Annotated in this window: 23 protein-coding genes and 1 riboswitch; of the genes, 12 read left to right on the forward strand and 11 right to left on the reverse strand. The window is 63.1% G+C overall.

Annotated features, from left to right (window positions below; genetic code table 11):
* Nucleotides 1-36 precede the first annotated feature (36 nt).
* From K3177_RS09435 to mmsB, 10 genes are all read left to right on the forward strand, one after another.
* Nucleotides 37-1530, forward strand: a complete 1494-nt coding sequence (locus tag K3177_RS09435; RefSeq protein ID WP_221598031.1) for a CoA-acylating methylmalonate-semialdehyde dehydrogenase — start codon at nt 37-39, stop codon at nt 1528-1530.
* A 27-nt stretch (nt 1531-1557) separates the two neighbouring features.
* Complete coding sequence (locus K3177_RS09440) at nt 1558-2025, forward strand: hypothetical protein (protein WP_221598032.1); 468 nt, start codon at nt 1558-1560, stop codon at nt 2023-2025.
* Between the two features lie 11 nt (nt 2026-2036).
* On the forward strand, nt 2037-2339 hold the full coding sequence (locus tag K3177_RS09445) for an I78 family peptidase inhibitor (protein WP_103022385.1): 303 nt from the start codon (nt 2037-2039) through the stop codon (nt 2337-2339).
* Complete coding sequence (locus K3177_RS09450; protein ID WP_196846857.1) at nt 2336-2734, forward strand: RidA family protein; 399 nt, start codon at nt 2336-2338, stop codon at nt 2732-2734. Before K3177_RS09445 ends, K3177_RS09450 begins: the two co-directional genes overlap by 4 nt.
* Nucleotides 2735-2815: 81 nt before the next feature.
* Nucleotides 2816-3349 (forward strand): hypothetical protein, encoded by a 534-nt coding sequence (locus tag K3177_RS09455; protein ID WP_221598033.1) that lies wholly within the window; start codon nt 2816-2818, stop codon nt 3347-3349.
* Between the two features lie 172 nt (nt 3350-3521).
* A complete protein-coding gene (locus tag K3177_RS09460) occupies nt 3522-4055 on the forward strand; it encodes an HdeD family acid-resistance protein (protein WP_221598034.1) in 534 nt (177 codons plus the stop codon).
* Nucleotides 4056-4167: 112 nt separating this feature from the next.
* Nucleotides 4168-5322, forward strand: a complete 1155-nt coding sequence (locus tag K3177_RS09465; RefSeq protein WP_221598035.1) for an acyl-CoA dehydrogenase family protein — start codon at nt 4168-4170, stop codon at nt 5320-5322.
* The gene (locus K3177_RS09470) at nt 5319-6362 is read left to right on the forward strand and encodes an enoyl-CoA hydratase/isomerase family protein (protein WP_221598036.1); all 1044 of its coding nucleotides are present in this window, start codon (nt 5319-5321) and stop codon (nt 6360-6362) included. The genes K3177_RS09465 and K3177_RS09470 overlap by 4 nt, the downstream gene beginning before the upstream one ends.
* Nucleotides 6359-7141, forward strand: coding sequence for an enoyl-CoA hydratase-related protein (locus K3177_RS09475; RefSeq protein WP_221598037.1), 783 nt, complete (start codon nt 6359-6361; stop codon nt 7139-7141). Before K3177_RS09470 ends, K3177_RS09475 begins: the two co-directional genes overlap by 4 nt.
* 40 nt (nt 7142-7181) lie before the next feature.
* Entirely contained in the window at nt 7182-8048 is an 867-nt protein-coding gene (gene mmsB, locus K3177_RS09480; RefSeq protein ID WP_221598038.1) for a 3-hydroxyisobutyrate dehydrogenase, read from the forward strand.
* Here mmsB and K3177_RS09485 read toward each other — a convergent pair.
* A complete protein-coding gene (locus tag K3177_RS09485) occupies nt 8035-8757 on the reverse strand; it encodes an Nmad3 family putative nucleotide modification protein (RefSeq protein ID WP_221598039.1) in 723 nt (240 codons plus the stop codon). The two genes, mmsB and K3177_RS09485, sit on opposite strands and share 14 nt — an antisense overlap.
* 65 nt (nt 8758-8822) lie before the next feature.
* Here K3177_RS09485 and K3177_RS09490 point away from each other — a divergent pair, with 65 nt between their 5' ends.
* Nucleotides 8823-9563, forward strand: a complete 741-nt coding sequence (locus tag K3177_RS09490) for a hypothetical protein (RefSeq protein ID WP_221598040.1) — start codon at nt 8823-8825, stop codon at nt 9561-9563.
* Nucleotides 9564-9697: 134 nt separating this feature from the next.
* Here the strand turns inward: K3177_RS09490 and gcvPB are convergent, their stop codons facing one another.
* The 10 genes from gcvPB to K3177_RS09540 all read right to left on the reverse strand — a co-directional run bounded on the left by gcvPB (nt 9698) and on the right by K3177_RS09540 (nt 21603).
* Entirely contained in the window at nt 9698-11287 is a 1590-nt protein-coding gene (gene gcvPB, locus K3177_RS09495; protein ID WP_221598041.1) for an aminomethyl-transferring glycine dehydrogenase subunit GcvPB, read from the reverse strand.
* Complete coding sequence (gene gcvPA / locus K3177_RS09500; protein WP_221598042.1) at nt 11284-12651, reverse strand: aminomethyl-transferring glycine dehydrogenase subunit GcvPA; 1368 nt, start codon at nt 12649-12651, stop codon at nt 11284-11286. The genes gcvPB and gcvPA overlap by 4 nt, the downstream gene beginning before the upstream one ends.
* Before the next feature lie 93 nt (nt 12652-12744).
* Nucleotides 12745-13116, reverse strand: coding sequence for a glycine cleavage system protein GcvH (gene gcvH, locus K3177_RS09505; protein ID WP_221598043.1), 372 nt, complete (start codon nt 13114-13116; stop codon nt 12745-12747).
* A 3-nt stretch (nt 13117-13119) separates the two neighbouring features.
* The gene (gene gcvT, locus K3177_RS09510) at nt 13120-14295 is read right to left on the reverse strand and encodes a glycine cleavage system aminomethyltransferase GcvT (protein ID WP_247714346.1); all 1176 of its coding nucleotides are present in this window, start codon (nt 14293-14295) and stop codon (nt 13120-13122) included.
* Between the two features lie 155 nt (nt 14296-14450).
* Nucleotides 14451-14547, reverse strand: a riboswitch (glycine riboswitch).
* Nucleotides 14548-14621: 74 nt separating this feature from the next.
* A complete protein-coding gene (locus K3177_RS09515) occupies nt 14622-15563 on the reverse strand; it encodes a sulfite exporter TauE/SafE family protein (protein WP_221598044.1) in 942 nt (313 codons plus the stop codon).
* On the reverse strand, nt 15539-18142 hold the full coding sequence (metH, locus tag K3177_RS09520; protein ID WP_221598045.1) for a methionine synthase: 2604 nt from the start codon (nt 18140-18142) through the stop codon (nt 15539-15541). The genes K3177_RS09515 and metH overlap by 25 nt, the downstream gene beginning before the upstream one ends.
* Complete coding sequence (locus K3177_RS09525; protein WP_221598046.1) at nt 18139-18675, reverse strand: GNAT family N-acetyltransferase; 537 nt, start codon at nt 18673-18675, stop codon at nt 18139-18141. Before K3177_RS09525 ends, metH begins: the two co-directional genes overlap by 4 nt.
* The gene (locus K3177_RS09530; protein ID WP_103022369.1) at nt 18672-19712 is read right to left on the reverse strand and encodes a homocysteine S-methyltransferase family protein; all 1041 of its coding nucleotides are present in this window, start codon (nt 19710-19712) and stop codon (nt 18672-18674) included. Before K3177_RS09530 ends, K3177_RS09525 begins: the two co-directional genes overlap by 4 nt.
* A 2-nt stretch (nt 19713-19714) precedes the next feature.
* A complete protein-coding gene (metF, locus tag K3177_RS09535) occupies nt 19715-20614 on the reverse strand; it encodes a methylenetetrahydrofolate reductase [NAD(P)H] (protein ID WP_173829945.1) in 900 nt (299 codons plus the stop codon).
* Nucleotides 20615-20631: 17 nt separating this feature from the next.
* On the reverse strand, nt 20632-21603 hold the full coding sequence (locus tag K3177_RS09540; RefSeq protein ID WP_221598047.1) for an ArsR/SmtB family transcription factor: 972 nt from the start codon (nt 21601-21603) through the stop codon (nt 20632-20634).
* A 132-nt stretch (nt 21604-21735) separates the two neighbouring features.
* Between K3177_RS09540 and K3177_RS09545 the strand changes: the two genes are divergently transcribed.
* Complete coding sequence (locus tag K3177_RS09545; RefSeq protein ID WP_221598048.1) at nt 21736-23769, forward strand: glycoside hydrolase family 3 C-terminal domain-containing protein; 2034 nt, start codon at nt 21736-21738, stop codon at nt 23767-23769.
* Nucleotides 23770-23850: the final 81 nt, after the last annotated feature.

The following is a 23850-nucleotide window of genomic DNA, read 5'->3' on the forward strand; positions in this document are numbered from 1 at the left end:
TATTGGCCGTTGCCAACGAAAGAGAGGATTTTTCCTATGCGTCAGGTTGACCATTTCATTGCCGGCAACAGCCCGGCTGCCACCCGCAAGCACAAGATCTGGAACCCGTCGACGGGCGAGGTTCAGGCCGAAGTTGCGCTGGGCGATGCTTCCCTGCTTGATCAGGCGGTTGCGGCTGCCAAGAAGGTCCAGCCCGAATGGGCCGCGACCAATCCGCAGAAGCGCGCCCGCATCATGTTCGAATTCAAGCGGCTTGTCGAAGAGAACAAGCAGCAACTTGCCGAGCTGCTCGCCAGCGAACACGGCAAGGTTGTGGACGATGCGCATGGCGATGTGCAGCGCGGGCTTGAAGTCATCGAATATGCGTGCGGCATTCCGCAGGCGCTCAAGGGCGAATACACGCAGGGCGCTGGGCCCGGCATCGACGTTTATTCGATGCGCCAGCCGCTGGGTATCGGCGCGGGCATCACTCCGTTCAATTTCCCGGCGATGATCCCGATGTGGATGTTCGGCATGGCGATCGCGGCGGGCAACGCCTTCATCCTCAAGCCGTCCGAACGCGATCCCGGCGTGCCCGTTCGCCTCGCCGAACTCTTCGTCGAAGCCGGCGCGCCCGAAGGATTGCTGCAGGTCGTCCACGGCGACAAGGAAATGGTCGATGCCATCCTCGATCATGAGGATATCGCCGCCGTCAGTTTCGTCGGGTCGAGCGACATCGCCCACTATGTCTACAAGCGCGGCGTTGCTGCGGGCAAGCGCGTGCAGGCCATGGGCGGCGCAAAGAACCACGGCATCGTCATGCCGGATGCCGACCTCGATCAGGTGGTCAACGATCTGGCCGGGGCAGCCTTCGGTTCGGCGGGCGAGCGTTGCATGGCGCTGCCCGTGGTCGTCCCGGTGGGCGAGGATACAGCGGACAGGTTGCGCGAAAAGCTCATCCCCGCGATCAATGCCCTGCGCGTTGGTGTCAGCACCGACAAGGACGCCCATTACGGTCCCGTCGTTACGCCCGAACACAGGGCGCGGATCGAACAATGGATCGACACGGCGGAAAAGGAAGGCGCCGAAGTTGTGATCGACGGTCGCGGCTTCAGCCTGCAGGGGCATGAAGATGGCTTCTTCGTCGGCCCGACCCTGCTCGACCGCGTAACCACCGACATGGAAAGCTACCAGGAAGAAATCTTCGGCCCCGTGCTGCAGATTGTGCGCGCCCGGGATTTCGAGGATGCCGTTCGCCTGCCGAGCGAGCATCAGTACGGCAACGGCGTCGCCATTTTCACCCGCAATGGCCATGCTGCACGCGAATTCGCCCATAGGGTGAATGTCGGCATGGTCGGCATCAACGTGCCGATCCCCGTCCCCGTCAGCTATCACAGCTTCGGCGGCTGGAAGCGCTCTGGCTTCGGCGACACCGACCAGTACGGCATGGAAGGCCTCAAGTTCTGGACCAAGGCCAAGAAGGTCACGCAGCGCTGGCCAGATGGCGGCGGCGATGGTTCCAACGCCTTCGTCATCCCCACGATGGGATAAGACCTTTGGCAGGAGCGTTGGGGACTGATGATGACACGCAAAGCTTTCTCCTTCGCCCTGCCCATGGTCCTGCTGGCCGCCGCCTGTTCGGACAATTCCGACACCCCGCCCGATCCCGATGCCACGATGACGGTCGAACCCGATGGCGGCATCGGCGACGGGGCCGGTCCGCTCGAACCCGTCACGGCGGATACCGTCCCCGCTGCGTTTCTGGGTGTGTGGGATGCTGGTAGCGGCGATTGCGCCCCCGCTTCGCTCACCCGGATGGAAATCCTGCCCACCACGTTCCAGTTTTACGAATCGCACGGCGACGTAACCCGTATCGAGGTCGACAGTCCCGAAAAGATCGTCGTCTCGCTGGCGATGGAGGGCGAAGGCGAACAATGGCAGATGGCGCGCATGTTCACCCTTTCCGATAACGGCCAGACGCTAACCCCGTCCGCTGTCGATCCCGAAGAACAGTTCGAACCCACCCCCCTCACGAAGTGCGAATAGGAGCCCCCATCATGCGCATTCTCACCCTGGGCCTCATGGCCGTTCCGCTTGCCGCCTGCGCCACCACCCCGGCGCCCGATACCCCGGCAGATCAACCGCCGCCCATGGCCGGGGCCTGCAACGCTGACGCTGCGCAGTCGCATGTTGGCAGCACGGTTTCGGCAGCAATCGGCGCCACCATCCAGAAGGAAAGCGGTGCCCGGTCGCTGCGCTGGGGCCCGCCCAATTCGGCATGGACGATGGATTACCGAGAAGACCGCGTGAATGTCCGCTATGACGACGAGATGAAAATCACCGAAATCACCTGCGGGTGACACGCAGACACGCCTTCACCGGATCGCCCTACGAAGCGCAATTCGGCTTCGCTCGGGCGGTGCGGGAAGGCAATCGGATAATCGTGGCCGGTACGGGACCGGTCGAAGACGATGGCTCGTCCACGCCCGGCGATGCAGCCGCTCAGGCCGAACGCTGTTGCGTCCTCATCCTGCGCGCCATCGAAGAACTGGGCGGCAGCGCCGATGATGTCGTACGCACCCGCATGCTGCTGACCGATCCAGCCGATCAGGATGCTGTGGGCGCGGTCCATGCCCGCTTTTTCGGCGAAGCGCGTCCGGCAGCGACCATGGCGGGCATCGCGTGGCTCTGCCGTCCGGAATGGAAGGTCGAGATGGAAGCGGAAGCTTTGCTGGGCATGCCACCGTCGCGCTGATTGTGCCCATCGACCTGATTGGAACGTGGGACAGCACAAACGGTTGATCGCAAACGCCAAGGCATTTCCCGGAGATTGTTTATGAAGCCGCTGCTGTATCTTGCCCCGATTGCTTTAGCGGGCCTCGTCGCCTGTTCCCCGTCGGGCGATACCAATGAAACATCCGCGGATGCGACCGTTGACCCCACCCCGGCCGGAACTATCGAACCTGATCCGCACGGACCTGCGGCGAACCCTGCCGCTCCTGACGCGATGGGCGATACAGCACCCGTCTCGAATGACAGGACCTTCCCTGTCGCCCTGCGTGGCAAATGGCGTCTGACCGATGGCCCCGCGCCCACCACAGCGCAATGCGAAGGGGCGACAGGCGATAATATCGGCAAAGTACTGGAAATCGACGAAACCCGTTTCAGCGTCTTCGAGAATGGCGGCAAGTTCACCGAAGTGAAGCAACGCAGCGCAGGCATGGTCCGCGCCATATTCGATACGACATATGCCGATACGCCGACCAGCGCGAATCTGACATTCGCAGTCGATCCGGAAAGCCGGACGCTTACGGTTACCGATAATGAAGGGCGGGACGAAGCGCGCGTTTACAAACGCTGTCCCGGCTGAAGCGCGCCCGGGCGGCATTCGGCTCCAATCCTGCTGCACACGGCTGCCGCATTACGCCGCCCCGCCCCCTTTCCGGCGAAGCACTGCCTTATCATGATTTCCGCATGATCCGGCGCGGCCATTGTGATATCGCTCGATTGGATCGACGCATAATTGGGGGCATACAATTACAATGAAATCACATGTCTGGTGGATAATCGGCGGAATAATCGCTCTGATCGGCGGCTTCTTCGCTCTTCTCAATCCTGTACCTGCGACGCTCGCAGTGAACTTTTTCGCTGGTTGGTCCTTCATCATGTTCGGCATTCTCGCCCTCGTCGGCGTGTTCCAGCTCGACAGGGGACGCCACAAGATGTTCATGGCCATCTTCGGCCTTGCTGCACTGCTCCTTGGCATTTCGCTGATCGCCAATCCGCTCGCCGGCGTACTGACGCTTACCCTACTGGTTGCCAGCATCATACTCATCTCGGGTATTGCGCGGATATTCTCCGCATTTCTTCTGCGCGGCACCCGCCTGTTCTGGCTGATGCTCATCTCGGGCGTGATCTCTGTCCTCCTTGCAGTCCTGATCTTCGCGGATTTCCCAGCTTCCGCCATGAGCATTCTGGGACTTTTCCTGGGCTTCGAGCTTCTCTTCAGCAGCATCTCCATGTTTTCCATGGCATCTATCGCTGCACAGGCCGAAAAAGCCCGCGGGCAATTCTGATCTCACTGGCTGTGCCCGATCCATTCCAACGACCTTGGTAATCTGATCGGGCACCGCCCTCCTCCGGACGCCCCCCTTCCCTCGCCTGTCCGGCGGCGCTACAGCGCGCCCCATGACGACGAATGCAGGACAATTCCAGCTCACCGAAGAACAGCTGCAGATCCAGGAAATGGCGCAGCGCTTCACAGCCGACAACATCACGCCCTTTGCCGGGGAATGGGACGAGAAATCGCACTTCCCTATCGACGTGATCAAGCAAAGCGCCGAACTCGGCTTCGGCGCGATCTACGTCAGCGAGGAATCCGGCGGCATCGGCCTTGGTCGGCTTGAAGCGGCGCTGATCATGGAAGCCATGGCCTATGGCTGCGCGGCGACCAGTTCCTTCATATCCATCCACAACATGGCCGCCTGGATGATCGACCGCTTCGGTGGAGAAGAACTCAAGGGCCGGTACCTTCCCGACCTCGTCACCATGAACAAGGTCGCCAGTTATGCCCTGACCGAACCGGGCAGCGGATCGGATGCCGCGGGTCTCAAGACCACTGCGAAGCTCGATGGCGACCACTACGTGCTGAACGGAACCAAGCAGTTCATCTCGGGCAGCGGCTTCAACGATGTCTATGTCACCATGGTCCGCACTGGCGAACACAAGACCAAGGGCATCAGTTGCCTCGTGATCGACAAGGACACGCCCGGCGTTTCCTTCGGCAAGCCGGAGAAGAAGCTCGGCTGGAATGCCTCACCCACCGCACAGCTCATCTTCGAAGATGCGCGGGTGCCGGTCGCCAATCGTGTCGGGCCGGAAGGCGATGGTTTTCGCTACGCCATGGCGGGCCTAGACGGGGGACGCCTCAACATCGGCGCCTGTTCGCTGGGCGGCGCACAGCGTTGCCTCGACGAAGCGGTGAAATACACCAAGGAACGGCAGCAGTTCGGCCAGCCGATCGCGGATTTCCAGAATACCCAGTTCATGCTGGCCGACATGGCTACCGATCTGGAAGCTGCCCGCGCGTTGCTTTACCTCGCGGCGGCCAAGGTCACCGACAACGCGCCGGACAAGAGCAAGTTTTCCGCCATGGCCAAGCGGCTCGCAACCGACAGCGGCAGCAAGGTGGTCAATGACGCGCTGCAACTCTTCGGGGGCTACGGCTATCTCAAGGAATATCCGATCGAACGCTTCTGGCGCGATTTGCGCGTTCATTCGATCCTCGAAGGCACCAATCAGGTCATGCGAATGATCGTCGGGCGGGAGATGCTGAGACAATGACCGAAGACGTAAACGTTCATGTCCACGGCCACGCCGGCCATCTTTCGCTCAACCGCCCCAAGGCGTTGCATGCACTGACGCTCGACATGTGCCATGCAATCAGCGCGGCGCTGACTGACTGGGCGGATGACGAAGCCGTGCAGGCCATCATTCTCGACCACGCCGAAGGGCGCGGCTTCTGCGCGGGCGGGGACATCAATCTCCTGCGCAATTCGGCGCTCAACGACGGCGGTAAAAGCGGCCGTGAATTCTTTCACGACGAATACCAGCTCAACCACCAGATGTTCGAATATGAAAAGCCGATCGTGGCCTTCATGGACGGCATCACCATGGGCGGCGGCGTCGGCATCGCCATGCCGTGCAAATATCGCGTCGCGACCGAGAACACGCGCTTCGCCATGCCGGAAACAGGGATCGGCCTGTTTCCTGATGTCGGTGGCGGCTGGCACCTGTCGCGCCTCGGCGGGCGGCTCGGACAATTCCTTGCGCTTACCGGTGCGCGGCTCGATGGCGCGGAATGTGTGTGGGCAGGAATTGCCACGCATTATCTCGACCCGGCCGATCTGGCCGAAGCCAAATCGCGCATCGCCGCCGGTCACGAACCGGGGCAGGTCTTGAGCGCGCTTGCCAAGACCCCGCCGGCTGCGCGCCTCGAAAGCAACGAAGCTGCCATCAAGAAGCATTTCGCTTCCGACCGCTACGAGGACATCCTCGCAAGCCTGGAAGCGGACGATAGCGAATGGGCGGCGAAAGAACTCGCGACGCTGCGCACCAAGAGCCCGCAGACCTGCAAGGTCGCACTGCGGCAGCTTCAGCAAAGCGAACAGCTCGACAGCTTTGCCGACAACATGCGCATGGAATACCGCATCGCCAGCCGCGTTCTGACCCGTCCGGATTTTTCGGAAGGCGTGCGCGCAGTGATCGTGGACAAGACCAACGACCCCAAATGGGACCCGGCGACGCCCGAGGGCGTGAGCGAAGAACTGCTCGACCAGATCTTCGCTCCGCTTCCCGCCGACGAGGAATGGAGACCCCTATGAGCTATGAAACCATCACGGTCGAACAGCGCGATGCCGTGACGCTGATCACCCTGAACCGCCCCAAGGCGCTGAACGCGCTTAACAGCAAGGTCCTGGAAGAACTGATCGATGCGTTCGCCGCCTATCAGGCCGACAGCAGCCAGCTATGCGCCGTGCTGACCGGATCGGGTGACAAGGCATTCGCGGCAGGCGCCGACATCAAGGAAATGAGCGAGAAGGAAGCAGCGGACTTCTATCTCGAGGACTTTTTCGGACCCTGGACCAGCGAGATCGTGAAGAAAACCCGCAAGCCGTGGATCGCCGCGGTCAACGGCTTCGCGCTGGGCGGTGGATGCGAACTTGCGATGATGGCCGATTTCATCATCGCATCGGAAAACGCCAAGTTCGGCCAGCCGGAAATCAAGCTCGGCGTTGCGCCGGGCATGGGCGGCTCGCAACGCCTCACCAAGGCCGTCGGTAAGTCCAAGGCCATGGAGATGTGCCTGACCGGACGCATGATGGATGCCGAGGAAGCTGAGCGCAGCAATCTCGTCGCCCGCGTCGTGCCGCACGATCAGCTTCTCGACGAAGCAATGAAGACAGCGAAGCAGATCGCCTCGATGCCGCCGATGGCTGCGATCGCGAACAAGGAAATGGTCAACGCCGCTTTCGAAACCGGCCTCGATCAGGGCCTGATCGTCGAACGCCGCATCTTCCAGATCCTCGCCGCGAGCGAGGACAAGAGCGAAGGCATGGCCGCCTTTGTCGAAAAGCGCGAAGGCCAGTGGAAGGGTCGCTAAGCCGATCCCCTCGGAATAAAAGAATACCCGGAGAGAGAACATGAAAATCGCCTTCATCGGCCTCGGCAACATGGGCGGCGGCATGGCCGCGAACCTCGTCAAGGCGGGGCACGAAGTGAACGCCTTCGACCTGTCGGAAGAAGCGCTGGCAACGGCCAAGTCCAACGGCTGTGAAACTTTCGCAGATCCGGGCGAGGCCGTCCAAGGCGTCGACGGCGTCGTGACGATGCTGCCGAATGGGGAGATCGTGAAGCCGGTCTACGAAGGCAGCGTGATCGGCAAGGCTCCGCAAGGGGCCGTCCTGCTCGATTGTTCGACAATCGACGTTGCCACCGCCAAGGAGGTGAACGCAGCGGCCGAGGCCGCCGGATATGACATGGTCGACGCGCCGGTTTCAGGCGGGATCGCGGCGGCCAACGGCGGCACGCTCACCTTCATGGTCGGCGGGACCGAGAAGGCTTTTGGACGTGCCGAAGAGGTGCTTCAGGCCATGGGCAAGGCCGTCATCCACGCTGGCGATGCAGGCGCTGGCCAGACCGCCAAGATCTGCAACAACATGCTGCTCGCCATTTCCATGATCGGCACTGCCGAAGCCATGAAGATGGCAGAGAAGCTGGGCCTCGACCCGCAGAAATTCTACGAGATTTCCAGCCAGTCGTCGGGCTACTGCTGGTCGCTCAACGCCTATACGCCGATGCCGGGTGTCGGCGTGGAAAGCCCGGCGGACAAGGATTACAAAGGCGGCTTCGCTACCGGTCTGATGCTCAAGGACCTGCGTCTCGCGATGGAAGCCGCACAGACCGCCGATGCTTCCACCCCATTGGGCGCCCACGCGAAAGAGCTTTACGAACAGTTCGCCAAGGACAACGCCGGCCTTGATTTCTCGGCGATCATCAGGACGCTCTGATTTCATCGAGTACCCGCGCGAGCCATTCGCGCGGGGCCTTGCGCCGGCCGACATCGGCTACGAATTCCTGTCCGCGGGCGACGCTTTTCAACCTCCCGCCCCGCAGCCAGCGGTCGGCGCGGTCATGATAGCTCAGCCCACCGCGCGCCATCCAGGGCGGCCTCTCCCACACGGATGGCGGCGCGCCCGCAGCAGTCAGGCGCAAGGCATCGCTGGCCCGCCGAGCCTCTTCGCCCGGCCCCGAATATATCGTGTCGTTCGAAGCGTGCATGGCGAGGACATGCGGGTGTCCATGCTCGATCAGTCGGTCCGGAACGTCTCCCGTCAGATCGATCACCTCCCCGACTTCGAGATAGCCGAAGATGCGATGATGCGGATCGCCCCCGTCTTCGCGAAACAGGCCGAAGAACAGGAAGACATCGCCCAATCCTACACCGCGATTGGAAAGGTGGGTTTGCGCCGCCCCGCACTGGCCGAACAGGCAGGTGCCATTGCCGAGAAACATCGGGTCGTGATGGCACAGATCGTCTGCTCCAAGCCGCCCTCTGCTGGCCTTGGCTGCGTGAGCGCCGAGACCGAGATCGCCAAATGTGGTGCGCGACGCCGCTCCTGCGGGAATCGGCAGGCTGAACGGACGCCCCTCGACGATCGGCGAAGGCCCGCCGCCCGACGCGCTATCGAACCCCTTGCGTGAAAAGATGATCCGCATGCCCCCTCCAGTGCCCGAGGGCCGGTACAGTGACAACCATGACCGTCGCGCCTATCTGCGCTGGCATGAGCAGCGTTTACGATGGCAAGGTCACTGCCCTGATCGTGGCCGGGGCAAGCTCCGCCGCGCTCGATCCGCTGGCCGAGCGCGCGGGCGTGTCTGACAGATACCTTGTTCCCGTCGAGGGGATGCCCATGATCGAGCGGCTTGTCATGAATGCCGCCATGAGCCCGCGCATCGGCGGAATGCGCATCGCCGCACGCGAGGCCGATGAAATCGCAGCCATTCCATCGATTGCAAAGCTGGTCGATAAAGGACGGCTGGCGTTCACGCCAGAAGCGTTCGACATGGTCGACAGCATGTCCGCAGGCGCCGATGGCGCGAGCTATCCGATCCTGATCACGACAGCAGACAACTGCCTGTGGCTACCCCGGGACTTCACCGAGTTTGCCGACAAGGCCATCGCGAGCAAGGCCGCTGCTGCTTCCGCGATTGCCCGCGAGGAAGACGTGATCGCAGTCGATCCGGACAGGCAGGGGAGATGCTATGAATTCTCCGAAGGCAGATATTCGACCTGCAACACCTACTGGATCGCCGATGCCTGCGCACTCTCCGTGGCGCAGATCATGTGCAGCGGCGGAGAGTTTGCGAAGGATACCGGCCGCATGGCCGAAGCGTCGCAGCGCGACGGCTTCGAACTCGTTCCGATCGTGATGGAGCACGGCTACTGCGCGATCGCCGTAAACGATGAGCACAGTTTGCACGTCACCGAAAAGCTGCTGATGAAACGCCTCGCCACGGCCTGACACTCAGGCCGCACCGACGTGCCGCCCCATCCGCCAGAGTCTGACCGGGCGCTGTATCGACGCGGTGCTGGAAGGGACGACGTCCAAAGATATGCCCGCGGGCTCGCCGCCTGCTAGCGGCAGCCCCCGGAGCATCATGCCATATCGGGATCGTTCCAGGCCAGCACCGGCTTGCGCGCGGCTTGCGTTTCGTCGAGGCGGCGACGCGGCGCGTAATGCGGCGCGGTCTTCAGGCTTTCGTCGCCCTCTTTCGCGCGCTCGGCAACACTGCGCAAAGCCATGATGAACTGGTCCAGCGCCGCCTTGCTTTCCGTTTCGGTCGGCTCGACCAGCATGGCCCCGTGGACGACCAGCGGGAAATACATGGTCATCGGGTGATAGCCTTCGTCGATCATGGCCTTGGCCAGGTCGAGCGTGGAGAGACCTTCTGCAAAGCCCTTATCGCTGAACAACGCCTCGTGCATGCACGGGCCGCTTGGTCCGAACGGCGCGTCGAGCACGTCGTCCAGGCTGCGCAGGATGTAATTGGCGTTGAGCACGGCATCTTCGGCAACCTGCTTCAAGCCGTCCGCCCCGTGGCTGAGGATATAGGCGAGCGCCCGCGTGAACATGCCCATCTGGCCATGAAACGCGGTCATCCGGCCGAAGTGCTGCAGCGCCCCGCCGAAATGTTCCTTGGCGAACTCTTCCGCGTCCTCTTCTTCGATGAGGTGGACGACGCCGTCCTTGGTCCGCGCCGTGTAGGGCAGCGGTCCGAACGGAGCGAGTGCTTCGGAAAGGACCACCGGGCCCGAGCCCGGGCCGCCGCCGCCATGCGGCGTGGAAAAGGTCTTGTGCAGATTGATATGCATCGCATCCACGCCGAGATCGCCGGGACGGACCTTGCCGACGATGGCGTTGAAGTTCGCGCCATCGCAATAGACGAAACCGCCCGCCGCATGGACTGCGTCGGAGATCGCCTTCATGTCGCGCTCGAACAGGCCGCACGTATTCGGATTGGTGATCATCACGCCAGCGACATCGGGGCCCAGCCGCGCCTTGAGCGCTTCCAGGTCGACGCGGCCTTCGGCGGTCGCGGGAATGTCTTCCACCTTGTAACCGGCAAAGGCGGCGGTCGCGGGATTGGTCCCGTGGGCGCTTTCCGGCACCAGGATCACCTCGCGCGCATCGCCCCGCGCTTCGAGTGCGGCGCGAATGCACAGAATGCCGCACAATTCGCCATGGGCACCCGCCTTGGGGCTCATGGCGACGGCGTGCATGCCGGTAAGATCGATGAGCCAGTGAGCGAGTTCATTGATGACTTCGAGCGCACCGCGCACCGTGTCGACTGGCTGCAGCGGATGCACGTCGGCAAAGCCCGGCATGCGCGCGATCTTTTCGTTGAGCCGCGGATTGTGCTTCATCGTGCACGAGCCCAGCGGAAAAAGACCGAGGTCGATCGCGTAATTCTGCCGCGACAGGCGCGTGTAATGACGGACGGTTTCCGGTTCGGACAGGCCCGGCAGGCCGATCGCCTCGCTCCGCTCGAAACCGCCAAGCCGGTTCGCCCCGTTCCCGGGCTCCGGCAGGTCCACACCGGTCGTCTCGACATGGCCGATCTCGAACAGCAGCGGCTCTTCCAGCATCAGCGCGCGATTGCCGGTGGCCGTATCGGGACCGCTCATCGCGTTATGGCCTTCGACGGGTGTGCCGGGCTTCCAGCCCGATGCATTGGGCGTGCTCATGCCAGCACCTCCTCGAGTGCGGAGGCAAGCGTTTCGATGTCCTCCTCGGTGGTGGTTTCAGTGACGGCGACCAGCAGTCCGTTTGCCAGATTCCCGCTTCCCGGGAACAGGCGGCCGAGCGACACGCCTGCAAGAACGCCGTCATCGGCCAGTTGACGCACGACCGTGCGCGCATCGGTGCCGAGAAGGACTGTGAATTCGTTGAAGAAGGTATCGTTCAGCACCGTCACGCCGGGCACCTTGGCCAGCCGGTCCGCGGCGAGGCACGCCAGGCGATGGTTTTCCATCGCCAGCCGGCGCAGGCCCTTTTCGCCAAGCAGTGTCATGTGGACGTTGAACGCCAGCGCGCAGAGGCCCGAATTGGTGCAGATGTTGCTGGTCGCCTTTTCACGGCGGATATGCTGCTCGCGGGTGGACAGGGTAAGCACGAAGCCGCGCTTGCCCTCCGCATCTACCGTTTCGCCGCACAGGCGCCCCGGCATCATGCGCACATGCTTTTCATCGCGCACGGCAAACAGGCCGAGGTAAGGGCCGCCGAACTGCAGGCCCACGCCGATCGCCTGGCCTTCGCCGACCACGATGTCCGCCCCCAGTTCGCCCGGCAACTTGATTGCCCCCAGTGCGACAGGTTCGGTATTGACTGCAATCAGCAGGGCCCCCTTGTCATGCGCGGCTGCGGCAATCTTCGCGAGGTCCGGCAGACGCCCGAGAATGTCGGGATATTGCACCACGACACAGCTCGTATCGGAATCGATGCGGGCAATCAGGCCATCATCGTCGGGCTTGGCGGTCAGGCTCGGCGGGGCACCGGCGATCTCGTCGTCGGTGAACTTCGCCATGGTCCGCACGACTTCCGCGTAGTGCGGGTGTAGTGCGCCCGAAAGCACCACCTTGCGCTTCTTGCCGCGCGCCACGCGGCCCGCCATGGCGACCGCTTCCCAGCACGCGGTCGAACCGTCGTACATGGATGCATTGGCCACCGCACACCCGTAAAGCCGCGCAACCTGGCTCTGGAACTCGAACAGCATCTGCAGCGTGCCCTGCGCGATTTCCGGCTGATAGGGCGTGTAGGCGGTCAGGAACTCGCCGCGCTGGATGATGTGATCGACGCTCGCGGGGATGTGGTGCTTGTAAGCCCCCGCCCCCAGGAAAAAGGCCGCATCCGATGCCGCCAGATTCTTCTTCGACAACCGCCGCATATGCTTTTCGACGGCCATCTCGCTGGCATGCATCGGCAGGCCCTCGATCGGTCCGGAAAGGCGGGCCTCTTCGGGTACATCGGCGAACAGGGCATCGATGTCCGGTGCGCCGATCACGTCCAGCATTGCCGAACGATCGGTATCGGTCAGGGGTAGGTAGCGCATTTCAAAGTCCCGTCATCCCGGCAAAGCCTGGGATCTCGTGCAGCTATGTCCGGCGTGGCAGCCGGGCGATCCCGGCTCGCGCCGGGAGGGCGGTTACAATCCGTCGCAGAAGCTCTTGTAGGCGGCCTCGTCCATCAGACCGTCGAATTGCGATCTGTCGCCAATGGTCATCTTGAAGAACCAGCCATCTTCTTCGGGCGAGGTGTTCACCAGCGCCGGATCGTCTTCGAGCGCGGCATTGGTTTCCATGACCTCGCCACTGATGGGGGCGTAGACGTCGCTGGCGGCCTTGACGCTTTCGACTACGGCGGCATCCTTGCCCTTGTCGATCACGGTGCCGACATCCGGCAATTCGACGAAGACGATATCGCCCAGCTGGCCTTGTGCGTAATCCGTGATGCCGACAGTGGCGGTTTCGCCCTCGACGTCGATCCATTCATGTTCATCGGTGAAGTAACGGGCCATCGGTCAGTTTCCTCTGTGATAGCGGTGTGGGACGAAGGGCAGCTTGGTGACCTTCGCTGGCAATCTCTTGTTACGAACCTCGACTTCGAGTTCGGTTCCCTCGGCGGCGAGCGCGGTGTCGACGTATCCCATGGCAATGGGCCGCTCGAGCGTGGGCGAAAAACCGCCCGAAGTGATCCGGCCGACTTGTGTGTCGCCCGAATAGATCGGCGCGCCTTCACGGGCAGGCATCCGCCCGTCGATGGCAAGGCCGACACGCTTTTGCGCAGGGCCGTTTTCCAGCACCTGCATGACCTCTTCGTGCCCCATCCAGCCGCCTTGCTCGCGGCGTTTCTTGGTCAGCGCGAAACCGAGGTCGGCAGACACCGGGTCGGTATCGGTCGTAATGTCGTGGCCATAAAGCGGAAGGCCGGCTTCGAGCCGCAGGCTGTCGCGTGCGCCAAGGCCGATGGGCCGCACTTCGATTTCCGCGCACAGGCGATCGGCCAGGCTTTCAGCGAATTCTGCCGGGACAGATATCTCGAACCCGTCCTCGCCGGTATAGCCGGAACGCGTGATGCGCAGCGGCCATTCGCCGAACTCGTGCGTCACGCTTTCCATGAAGACCATGTCGTCGATGACATTGCGCATGACGCGGTTCAGCGCGGTTGCGGCACTGGGGCCCTGCAGCGCGATGAGCGCGTGTTCGTCCATGTGGGTGAGCGTGACATCGTCGTCGATGAACTCGCGCAGGTGGCCGATGTCTTCCCACTTGGTCGCACCGTTGACGACGAGATAATAGGCAGGCTCGCCCCAGTGACCTTCCTCGCCTGCATCCGCGTCACCTTCGATCCAGGGCGTGGCATTGGTGACCATCAGATCGTCGAGTATGCCGCCATCTTCGTCCAGCAGCAGCGAATAGCGCACCTTGCCCGGCTTCAGCGATGCAATCGCTCCGGGGAGGAGCTTTTCCAGCTCTTCGGCCGCCTTTTCGCCGGTGACCATGATCTGGCCCATGTGGCTCACGTCGAACAGGCCTGCCTGGTTGCGGGTCCAGTTGTGTTCGGACACGATCCCGTCGAACTGGATCGGCATGTAATAGCCGGCAAACGGCACCATGCGCGCGCCCTTGCGGCGATGCCATGCATCCAGCGGCAGCGTTTCGGTTTCGGCAATGGTATCGTCAGTATCGTCGCTCAAGTCCCGTCCTTCGCAAAGCATGGGTGCGCCCCGCAAAGGTGCGCTAAGAAAACCCATGCCCCCTCTGTCGGGAAACCTGAGAGACTGACGCACTAATGGGTGCGCTTACCCCTTCGGTGGCCCCCGCCGGAGCGGAGACGCTTTCCAGAGTGTCGATGGTGCGCACGGTCCGTTTAGCCTGAGAGTTTCCGGGGCGGTTGCTCCTTCGGCGCCGGATGGACGCCGCCACCCGAACTCTCCCGTACGCGCCTGCCGCAGAATCGCCTCTGCAGCCGACGCCTGTTGCACTGCGATATTCGGCGGTGACGGTCAATCGCCCAGCTGCATCAAATACGGTTCAGCCACAGCAAATATGCCGCCGATGCGACGATCCATGCCCCGTCCAGCGTCTTGAGCCGGCGCGCGCCCAGCCACAGGGCGATCGGGCGGGCAAAAAACCCGCCGACCGCAGCGGCGGGCCCCGCCAGCAGGACGACCTCCCACTGGATCGTGCCGGCGCCGATATGCCAGACCGAGCCCGCGATCACGCTGACAGACGAAATGAGGCACGCGGCACCGGTGCACAGCAGCACGGGATAATGGCGGATAAAGAGATAGAGCGCGACCAGCTCTCCCACCCCCACCGAAAACAGCGCCGTCAGGATGCCGCCGGGAATGGCCAGCAGGATGAGCACCATGAGATCGCCGCGCTGCAGCGTCCCGCGTTCCGGCCGGGCGAGATTGACCGTCCATGTGGAGGCGATCAGCGCCAGGCCGAGCAGGATCGAAAACGCCTTGTAACCCATCAGCACCGCATGCTGATCGAATGCCGTCAGCCTTTGCGTCAGCAGCATCGCGGGAAGCGACAGGGCAAGGACCGCCAGCGCGACGGTAAAGAAATCGCGCGGGGCGACCCGTGCGTGAAGCGGCGCCGGTTCTGGTTGGTGATAAAGCCGGTTGGTCCAGCGCAAAGCGCCCATGGTCATGCCGAAGCTCTGGATCGCCATCGATACGCCGACGACCTGCAGCGGTTGCAGGTCCATGACCGACCATTCGCGAAGCGCATTGAACACCGGCACGAAGACCACGCCCCCGCCAGTGCCCGACGTATTCGCGATGATCGCCCCGATCACACCGATGCCGGGCAGGAACCACAGCCTGCGCAGCAGGTCGGCATCGTAGGGAACGAGCAACAGCAGGAGCAGCCAGACGGCGAGCAATATGCTCCCGCCGATCAGCACCAGCCTCCCCCTGGGGAGCGCGGTCAGTCCAGATTGGGTCGCAGCCATCGCTCGGCAGTCGCCATATCGACGCCGCGCCGCTGCGCATAGTCTTCCAGTTGATCGCGCCCGATGCGGGCCACGCCGAAATACTGCGCCTCGGGATGGGCGAAATAGAACCCGCTCACCGCCGCGGTGGGATACATGGCGAAATTCTCGGTCAGCGTGATCCCGGTATTGGCTTCGGCATCGAGCAGGTCGAACAGCATCGGCTTGAGGCTGTGGTCGGGACAGGCGGGATAGCCGGGCGCCGGGCGGATGCCGCGGTATTTCTCCTTGATCAGCGCCTCGTTGGTCAGCTGTTCCTGCGGCGCATATCCCCATAGTTCCGAACGGACATGCTGGTGCAGCCGCTCGGCAAAGGCCTCGGCAAACCGGTCGGCCAGCGCTTTCAGCAGAATGTCGGAATAATCGTCTTTGTCCGCAAGGAAGCGCTTCGAATGCTCCTCGATCCCGTGGATGCCGACCGCAAAACCGCCCATCCAGTCGCCCGCCGGGTCGATGAAATCGGCTAGGCACATGCTCGCCCTGTCCCGGCTCTTCTTCACCTGCTGGCGCAGGAACGGCAGCACCGTGTGCGTTTCGCCATCGGGATCGTGAATGGTGACATCGTCGCCATCGCGTGCGCAGGGCCAGAAGCCGGCGACGCCGCGGGCGGTGAGCCATTTTTCCGCAATGATCCGCTCCAGCATGGCATCGGCATCCGCCTTCAGGCTGCGCGCGCTTTCGCCAACCACTTCGTCGTCGAGGATCTTGGGGTAGGTCCCGTGCAGTTCCCAGGCGCGGAAGAAGGGCGTCCAGTCGAAATAGTCGCGCAGTTCGGCAAGGTCCCATTCCTCGAACACATGCGTGCCCGGCTGCAGCGGCGGCGCGGCCTTGTCCGACAGATAGGCATCGTAGAAATTCGCCCGCGCATCTTCCAGGCTGAGCAATTCGCTCTGCCCCTTGCCCGCCCGCGCATCGCGCACATGGGCATAGTCCGCTGCGGTGGTCGACACGAATTCCTCGCACTGCGTATCCGACAGCAGCCGGCTCGCCACACCCACCGCGCGGCTGGCGTCGAGAACGTGGATGACCGGCCCGGGATAGGCCGGATCGATCCGCAGCGCGGTGTGCACCTTGCTGGTGGTCGCTCCGCCGATCAGCAGCGGCATGGTCATGTTGGCCGCCTTCATCTCTTCCGCAACGGTCACCATCTCGTCGAGCGAGGGGGTGATCAGGCCCGACAGGCCGATCATGTCCGCATCGTTTTCGTTAGCGGCTTCAAGGATCCTGGCCCACGGCACCATCACGCCGAGGTCGATCACTTCATATCCGTTGCACTGCAGGACCACGCCGACGATGTTCTTGCCGATGTCGTGCACGTCGCCCTTGACCGTGGCCATGATGATCTTGCCCTTCGCGCGGGCGCCCGCTTCCTTTTCCGCCTCGATGAAGGGGATGAGATGCGCCACCGCCTTCTTCATGACGCGGGCCGATTTGACCACCTGCGGCAGGAACATCTTGCCGCTGCCGAACAGGTCGCCGACGACATTCATGCCGTCCATCAGCGGGCCTTCGATCACCTCGATGGGCCGCGCGAATTGCTGGCGCGCTTCTTCGGTATCGGCGACGACATGCGCGTCGATCCCCTTGACCAGCGCATGTTCCAGCCTGCGGCCCACTTCCCAGCCGCGCCATTCCTCGGCCGCCTTTTCGTCGGCCGCGCTCTTGCCCTTGTAGCTTTCGGCCAGATCGATCAGCCGTTCCGTCGCATCGGAACGGCGCATCAGGATCACGTCCTCGCAGGCCTCACGCAGCACCGGGTCGATCTGGTCGTAAACGTCCAGCTGCCCGGCGTTGACGATCGCCATGTCGAGCCCGGCAGGGATCGCGTGATAGAGGAACACCGAATGCATCGCGCGGCGCACGGTCTCGTTGCCGCGGAAGCTGAAGCTCAGATTGGAGAGGCCCCCGCTCGTCTTCGCATGGGGGCAGCGCGCCTTGATTTCCGCCACCGCCTCGAGGAAGTCGAGGCCATAACGGTCATGCTCCTCGATACCGGTCGCCACGGCGAAAATGTTGGGGTCGAAGATGATGTCCTCGGGCGGATAGCCGATGTCCGTCAGCAGGTCGTAAGCCCGCGCGCAGATTTCGACCTTGCGCTCCTTCGTATCGGCCTGGCCCGTCTCGTCGAACGCCATGACGACGACTGCGGCCCCGTAATCCATGCATTTGCGCGCATGGTCCAGAAACGCGTCCTCGCCTTCCTTCATGCTGATGGAATTGACGATCGGCTTGCCCGATACGCATTTCAGTCCGGCCTCGATCACGCTCCATTTGGAACTGTCGATCATCACCGGGACCCGTGCGATGTCGGGTTCTGCGGCGATCAGCTTGAGGAAGGTCGTCATCGCCTTTTCGGCGTCCAGCAGGCCTTCGTCCATGTTGACGTCGATCACCTGCGCACCGTTTTCCACCTGCTCGCGCGCGACTTCGACGGCGGTTTCGTAATCGTCCGCCATGATCAGTTTCTTGAACCGGGCGGATCCGGTCACATTGGTGCGTTCGCCGATGTTGACGAACCGGGCGGTGGATTTGTTGCTCATGATCTCAAAGTCCGGTCGAGTGCGCGCGCCAGCACGACATCGTCATAAAAGGTTCCGCCCACGTCGAAACGACGCGTGGCGATCTGTTCGAAGCCCTGCTTCCTGTAGAAACCGATGGCCCGCTCGTTGTCCTGCTTCACGCCCAGCAGCAGGCGGTCGTGGCCTGCTGCCCCGGCCAGCGCCGCCTCGAACAGCCGCCCGGCAATGCCGCTGCCGTGGAAACGCGACAGCAGGTAGATTTTCTTCAATTCGATGTCGCCGGGTTCCGCCGCGTCCAGTTCGGGCCGGTTGACCAGCGCATAACCGATCGGCGCCGCGTCCAGTTCGGCCAGCCAGGCCTTTGCCCCTGCCGCCAGCAGCTGGTGCAGATAATCCGGCGCATGTGCCCGTTCGCAATGCGCGACCAGCGCCTCGCCGCTGATCATGCCGGCAAAGGTTTCCAGAAACGTGGCATCGGCCACCAGCGACAGGCGGCCCGCGTCCGCTGCCCCGGCCTCCCGGATGACCACTTTGCTGGCGTCGAACCCGGTCATGCCGCGATCGTGAACGGCTCGAGCCCGGCCAAATGCATTTCGGGATTGCGGCTCGGGCGCTTGCGCGGGGCCAGCCCTTCGACCGCTTTGGCCATGGCCGCGATATGCGCAGGCGTCGATCCGCAGCAGCCGCCCAGCGCATTGATGCGCCCGTTTTCGGCCCAGACGCGGGTCAGCGCCGCCGTCGTTTCGGGCATCTCGTCATATTCGCCCAGATCGTTGGGCAGACCGGCATTGGGATAGGCCATCAGCCAGCTGTCGGCGATGTCGGACAGCAATTGTACATGCGGGCGAAGCTGTTCGGCGCCGAAACTGCAGTTGAGGCCGATGGTCAGCGGCTTGGCGTGGCTCACCGTGTACCAGAACGCCTCCACCGTATGGCCCGACAGGTTGCGGCCCGAAAGATCGGTCAGCGTCAGCGATATCATCAGCGGAATGTCGCGGTTCAGTTCGCGCTCGAGCTGCTTGACCGCCATGATGGCCGCCTTGCAGTTCAGCGTGTCGAACACGGTTTCGATCAGGATGAAATCGGCTCCGCCCTCGACCAGTGCGGCGCATTGTTCGCGGTAAACGTCCACGATCTCGTCGAAGGTCACCTCGCGGAAGCCCGGGTCTTCCACGTCGGGCGACAGCGACAGCGTCTTGTTGGTCGGCCCCACCGCCCCGGCAACGAAGCGCGGCACGCCATCGTTACGCGCATCGATCGCTTCGCGGATGATCCGCGCTGCCGATATATTGATGTCGCGCACCAGTCCCTCGGCCCCGTAATCGGCCTGGCTGATGCGGTTGGCGTTGAAGGTATTGGTCGCCAGGATATGCGCGCCGGCATCGATATAACTGTCGCAGATCGTGCGGATCACCTGCGGCTGGGTCAGATTGACCAGATCGTTATTGCCTTTCTGGTCGTCCGCCAGCCCGGTATCGCCTGCATAGTCCTCCGGCGCCAGTTTCGCGCGCTGGATCGCCGTACCGTATGGCCCGTCCTTGATCAGGATGAACTGCTTGGCAGCGGCTTCGAATTCTTCGCGTTTGGTCATGGTCAGGCCTTCGGACGCAGGCCGAGCATGTGGCAGATCGCATAGCTCAGCTCGGCGCGGTTCAAGGTGTAGAAATGGAACTGGCGCACCCCGCCTGCATAAAGGCGGCGGCACATCTCGGCAGCGATCGTGGCGCTCACCAACTGGCGCGCCTCCGGACGTTCGTCGAGGCCTTCGAACAGGCCTTCCATCCAGTGCGGGATGGCGGTGCCGCACAGACCCGACATGCGCTGCACGGCGGCAAAGCTCATCACCGGCATGATGCCCGGCACGATCTCGCCCTTGATGCCGGCCGCTGCCGCCTGATCGCGGAAATCGAAGAAACATTCCGGCTCGAAAAAGAACTGCGTGATGGCCCGCGTCGCGCCGGCATCGAATTTCGCCTTCAGATTGTCGAGATCGGCCTTCCGGTCGGACGAATCCGGGTGAACTTCGGGATAGGCCGCGACGGAAATTTCGAAATCGGCCACTTTCTTCAGGCCCGCGATCAGTTCGGCGGCATTGGCATAACCGCCGGGATGCGCCGAATAACGCGATTGTCCGTCGGGCGGATCGCCGCGCAGGGCGACGATGTGGCGGATGCCTTCTTCCCAGTAATGGCGGGCGACGTCGTCCACCTGCTCGCGCGTCGCCTCGACACAGGTCAGATGCGCGGCGGCCGGAATGCCGGCCTCGTTCTGGATCCGCACCACCTGCTGGTGCGTGCGTTCGCGCGTCGACCCGCCTGCGCCATAGGTAACGCTGGCAAAACGCGGGCCCAGCGGCGCAAGCGTTTCCACGCTCTGCCACAGGGTCTCGCCCATCTTGTCGCTCTTTGGCGGAAAGAATTCGAAGCTCACCTCGATATCGCCGGGCAGGCCGGAAAAAAGCGGGGCTTCCAATGCGCGCTGTGCTTCGCGCATCTGGTCAAGGGTCGGGCTCACACTGCTGCCTTCCTGCTTTGGATGCGCCGCTGCGCAATCCAGATTTTCACCACGAGTTCGCCGTCTTCCAGGGCAATCGGATCGGCCGGTTCGAAATCCGCTTCATGCAGCAGGGTACGCATCTGCCCGTCTTCGAAACCGAGGCGCGCATGGGCATGCCTGTCGCGCAGTTCCTCGCGCTGGTGTGCGGCGAAATCGACGATCGCGATGCGGCCTTCGGGTCGGGTGACGCGCGCGGCTTCCATCAGGACGGCGCCGGGCGCTTGCGCAAAATGCAGCACCTGATGGAACAGCACCGTGTCGAAACTGGCAGCCGGGAAGGGAAGCGATCCGAAATCGCCCTGAACCAGTTCCACGCGCTCGGTCGGAAAATGATGCAGCTTGGCCCGCGCCACCCGCAGCATGGCCAGGCTCTTGTCGAGCGCTACGATCCGCTCTGCCCGTTCCGCGAACAGTTCCGCCATGCGGCCCGTACCCGTCCCGATATCCAGCAGGCGCCCCATCGGCATATCGCCCAGCGCAAGGGTCAGCGCTTTTTCGACCGCTTCGTCCGATGAATGCATCCGGCGCAATTCGTCCCAGTCATGGGCGTGATCGGAAAAATAGGCCTGCGCCTCGTTTTCGCGGTGCTCGCGAATTTCCGCAAGCCGCCGCCGGTCCAGTTCGCATTCCTCGGCGAACTGCGAATCGCTGGCTTCCGCTTTCACCAGCAGGTCGGCGATTGCCGTGCTCAGCGGCGGGGCATCGTTGGTATTGGCGCAGGCGCGCAGGAATACCCAGCTGCCTTCGCGGCGCCGCTCTGCCAGACCGGCGTCGCACAATATCCCGATATGACGCGAAACGCGCGGCTGGCTTTGCCCCAGCACCTGGGCCACCTCGCCTACGGCAAGTTCCATCGAACCCAGCAGGCGCATGATCCGCAGGCGCGTGGGATCGGCAAGGGCCCTGAAGATGGTCTCGGTCCGCATGATGAAATGGATATAAAGATATTTTTATATCTGTAAATCGCTTCCATGGCCAGGCGCCGAAATGAGCCGGGCGAGCGACGAAATCTCAAATCCAAACCTGATATTTACCATTAGAGCCGAAACCGGTTGGCTATGGCACTCCGCCCAACCGACCATGGCGCAAAGCGCGAACGCTTCGTCGAAGACCTGCTCGACATCATGTCGATGGAGGAAAAGATCGGTCAGCTGGTGCTGCGCCCGCTGCCCACTTCCGACGATCCGCAGGACATCCGGCACATCCGCGATCAGTTGAAGCGCGGCCATCTCGGCGGCCTTATCGGCAGCGCGTCGCAGGTCGAAAGTGCCACCTTCCGGCGTATTGCGGTCGAAGAAACCCGGCTCGGCATCCCGCTGCTCTTTGCAGACGAGGTGAGCCGCGGGGACGCCGTCGTCATGCCCAGTCCCTTCGCTCTGGCAGCAAGCTGGTCGCCCGACATCGTCGAACGCGCAGCCGCGGTCGTCGCCGACGAAGCGCGTGAAACGGGCAAGAACTGGCTGCTCGGCCCCGATGTCGTGCTCAGCCATCTGTCGGCCGACCGCAATGGCGCCGCCACTTGGGGCGCATCGGAATTCCTGGCGCGCACTCTTGCTGCGGCCACCGTACGCGGGCTGGAAAACGACGATGATGAAAGCGGCGGCTCGCTGGCTTGCCTGCGGGTCGACGATCCGTCCTGGACCGATCGCCGCATGCCCGACGCCATAATCGATAAATTCCGCCTCGTTGCGGGCATTCTGGGCATCTCGACCCCTGCCAGTGTGGCGCTCGACCCGGCAACCCAGTACGCGCTCGATATTGCGGGCGCGGACGATCCTGCCTTCTCCATCGGCGGGCCGGGCGGGTATGAAGGCATCGACCTTTCCGAATGGGCCGCCATCGCCCGCGCGGCCGGTCAGGACGATCGGCGCGGCCCCTATATCGGCCTCTCGGTCGATGCGGTGATGGCCGCCTTCCGGGCCGGGCGCATCACGCAGTTGCAGGTCGACGACGCGGTTCGCCGGGTGCTCGGGGCAAAATACGATCTTGGCCTGTTCCGCTCGCATGGCCGCGCGGATCGCAGCCCGGCAATGCCGGCTCCCGCGCCGCTCGACCCGCGTGCCGTCGCGCTCGATGCAGCGCTGCATTCGATCGTGCTGCTGCGCAATGAACCGGCGGTGCTCCCGCTAGATTCGGGGCCGCACGACATCCTAGTGGTGGGTACGGCGGCCGCTGAGCGCTCCCTTTCCATGGGCGATGCGATGGCGGACGGGGCAAGCCTTCTCGACGGCCTCGATGGCCTCGGTCTGCGCTATAAATATGTTCCGGGCCTCGCCCTTCGCGATGAAGGGGAACGCTCGCAATCGGGCAAGCTGGTCAATGCCGACCGGATGGCCATCGGCATGGCAAGCGAAGCAGCGCGCCGATCGGAAACGGTCATTATGGCGCTCGGCGAAACCGACAGTCTCGGCGAAGCGGCACAGGCCCTGCTCGATGCACTGCACGCCGCCAACAAGAACCTCGTTCTGGTCACGCTCGGTTCGCGCCCGCTCGATCCCGATGTGAGTGGGCACAAGCTGCCCTGCGTCCTGCATGCGGGCCAGCTGGGCAGCGCGTCGGGCCACGCTATCGCTCTGGTTCTGACCGGCGCGTTCGCCCCGCGCGGACGCCTGCCCGTCGCCCTCATCGACAAGGGCCGGATTGGCCTTCCCTTCGGGCACGGTCTGGGCTTCTCGCAATTCGAGCTGGAAGATTACAGCATCGAACTGAGCCATGATCGCCTCATCGCCAGCACCGTCCTCTACAACACCGGGGACAGCGAAGGGCAGGAAACCGTGCAGGTCTATCTCAAGCGTCCTGCATCGCGGGACCGCGGCCCCTCGGAACTGGCGGACTTCCAGCAGATATCGCTGCTGCCCGGCGAAAATCGTCGCCTGCTTTTCGAACTGGGCGGCAACCAGCTCGGCCGGTTCGAACGCAACGGCCGGTTTGTCATCGATCCCGGCAGTTACACGATTGCCGTCGGTCTCAGCGAAGGACAGCCGCATGCGGCGGAAATCTCCATTCCGCCGACGGTTGCCGAAGCAATGGGCAAGGCCCGCTCGCTGGAGCCTTTCCCTGCACTGTTCGGGCGAATGCGTCGTTCGGCCTGACAATCAAACGTATGATTGACATGTGATTTCTGGTGTAGGGTCCACTATTTCCGTTTCGGGATGGCCCTGCACCGTGTAGGG

Origin of the sequence: Qipengyuania pacifica (assembly GCF_019711555.1) — a bacterium.
In the GTDB taxonomy this organism is placed as follows: domain Bacteria; phylum Pseudomonadota; class Alphaproteobacteria; order Sphingomonadales; family Sphingomonadaceae; genus Qipengyuania; species Qipengyuania pacifica.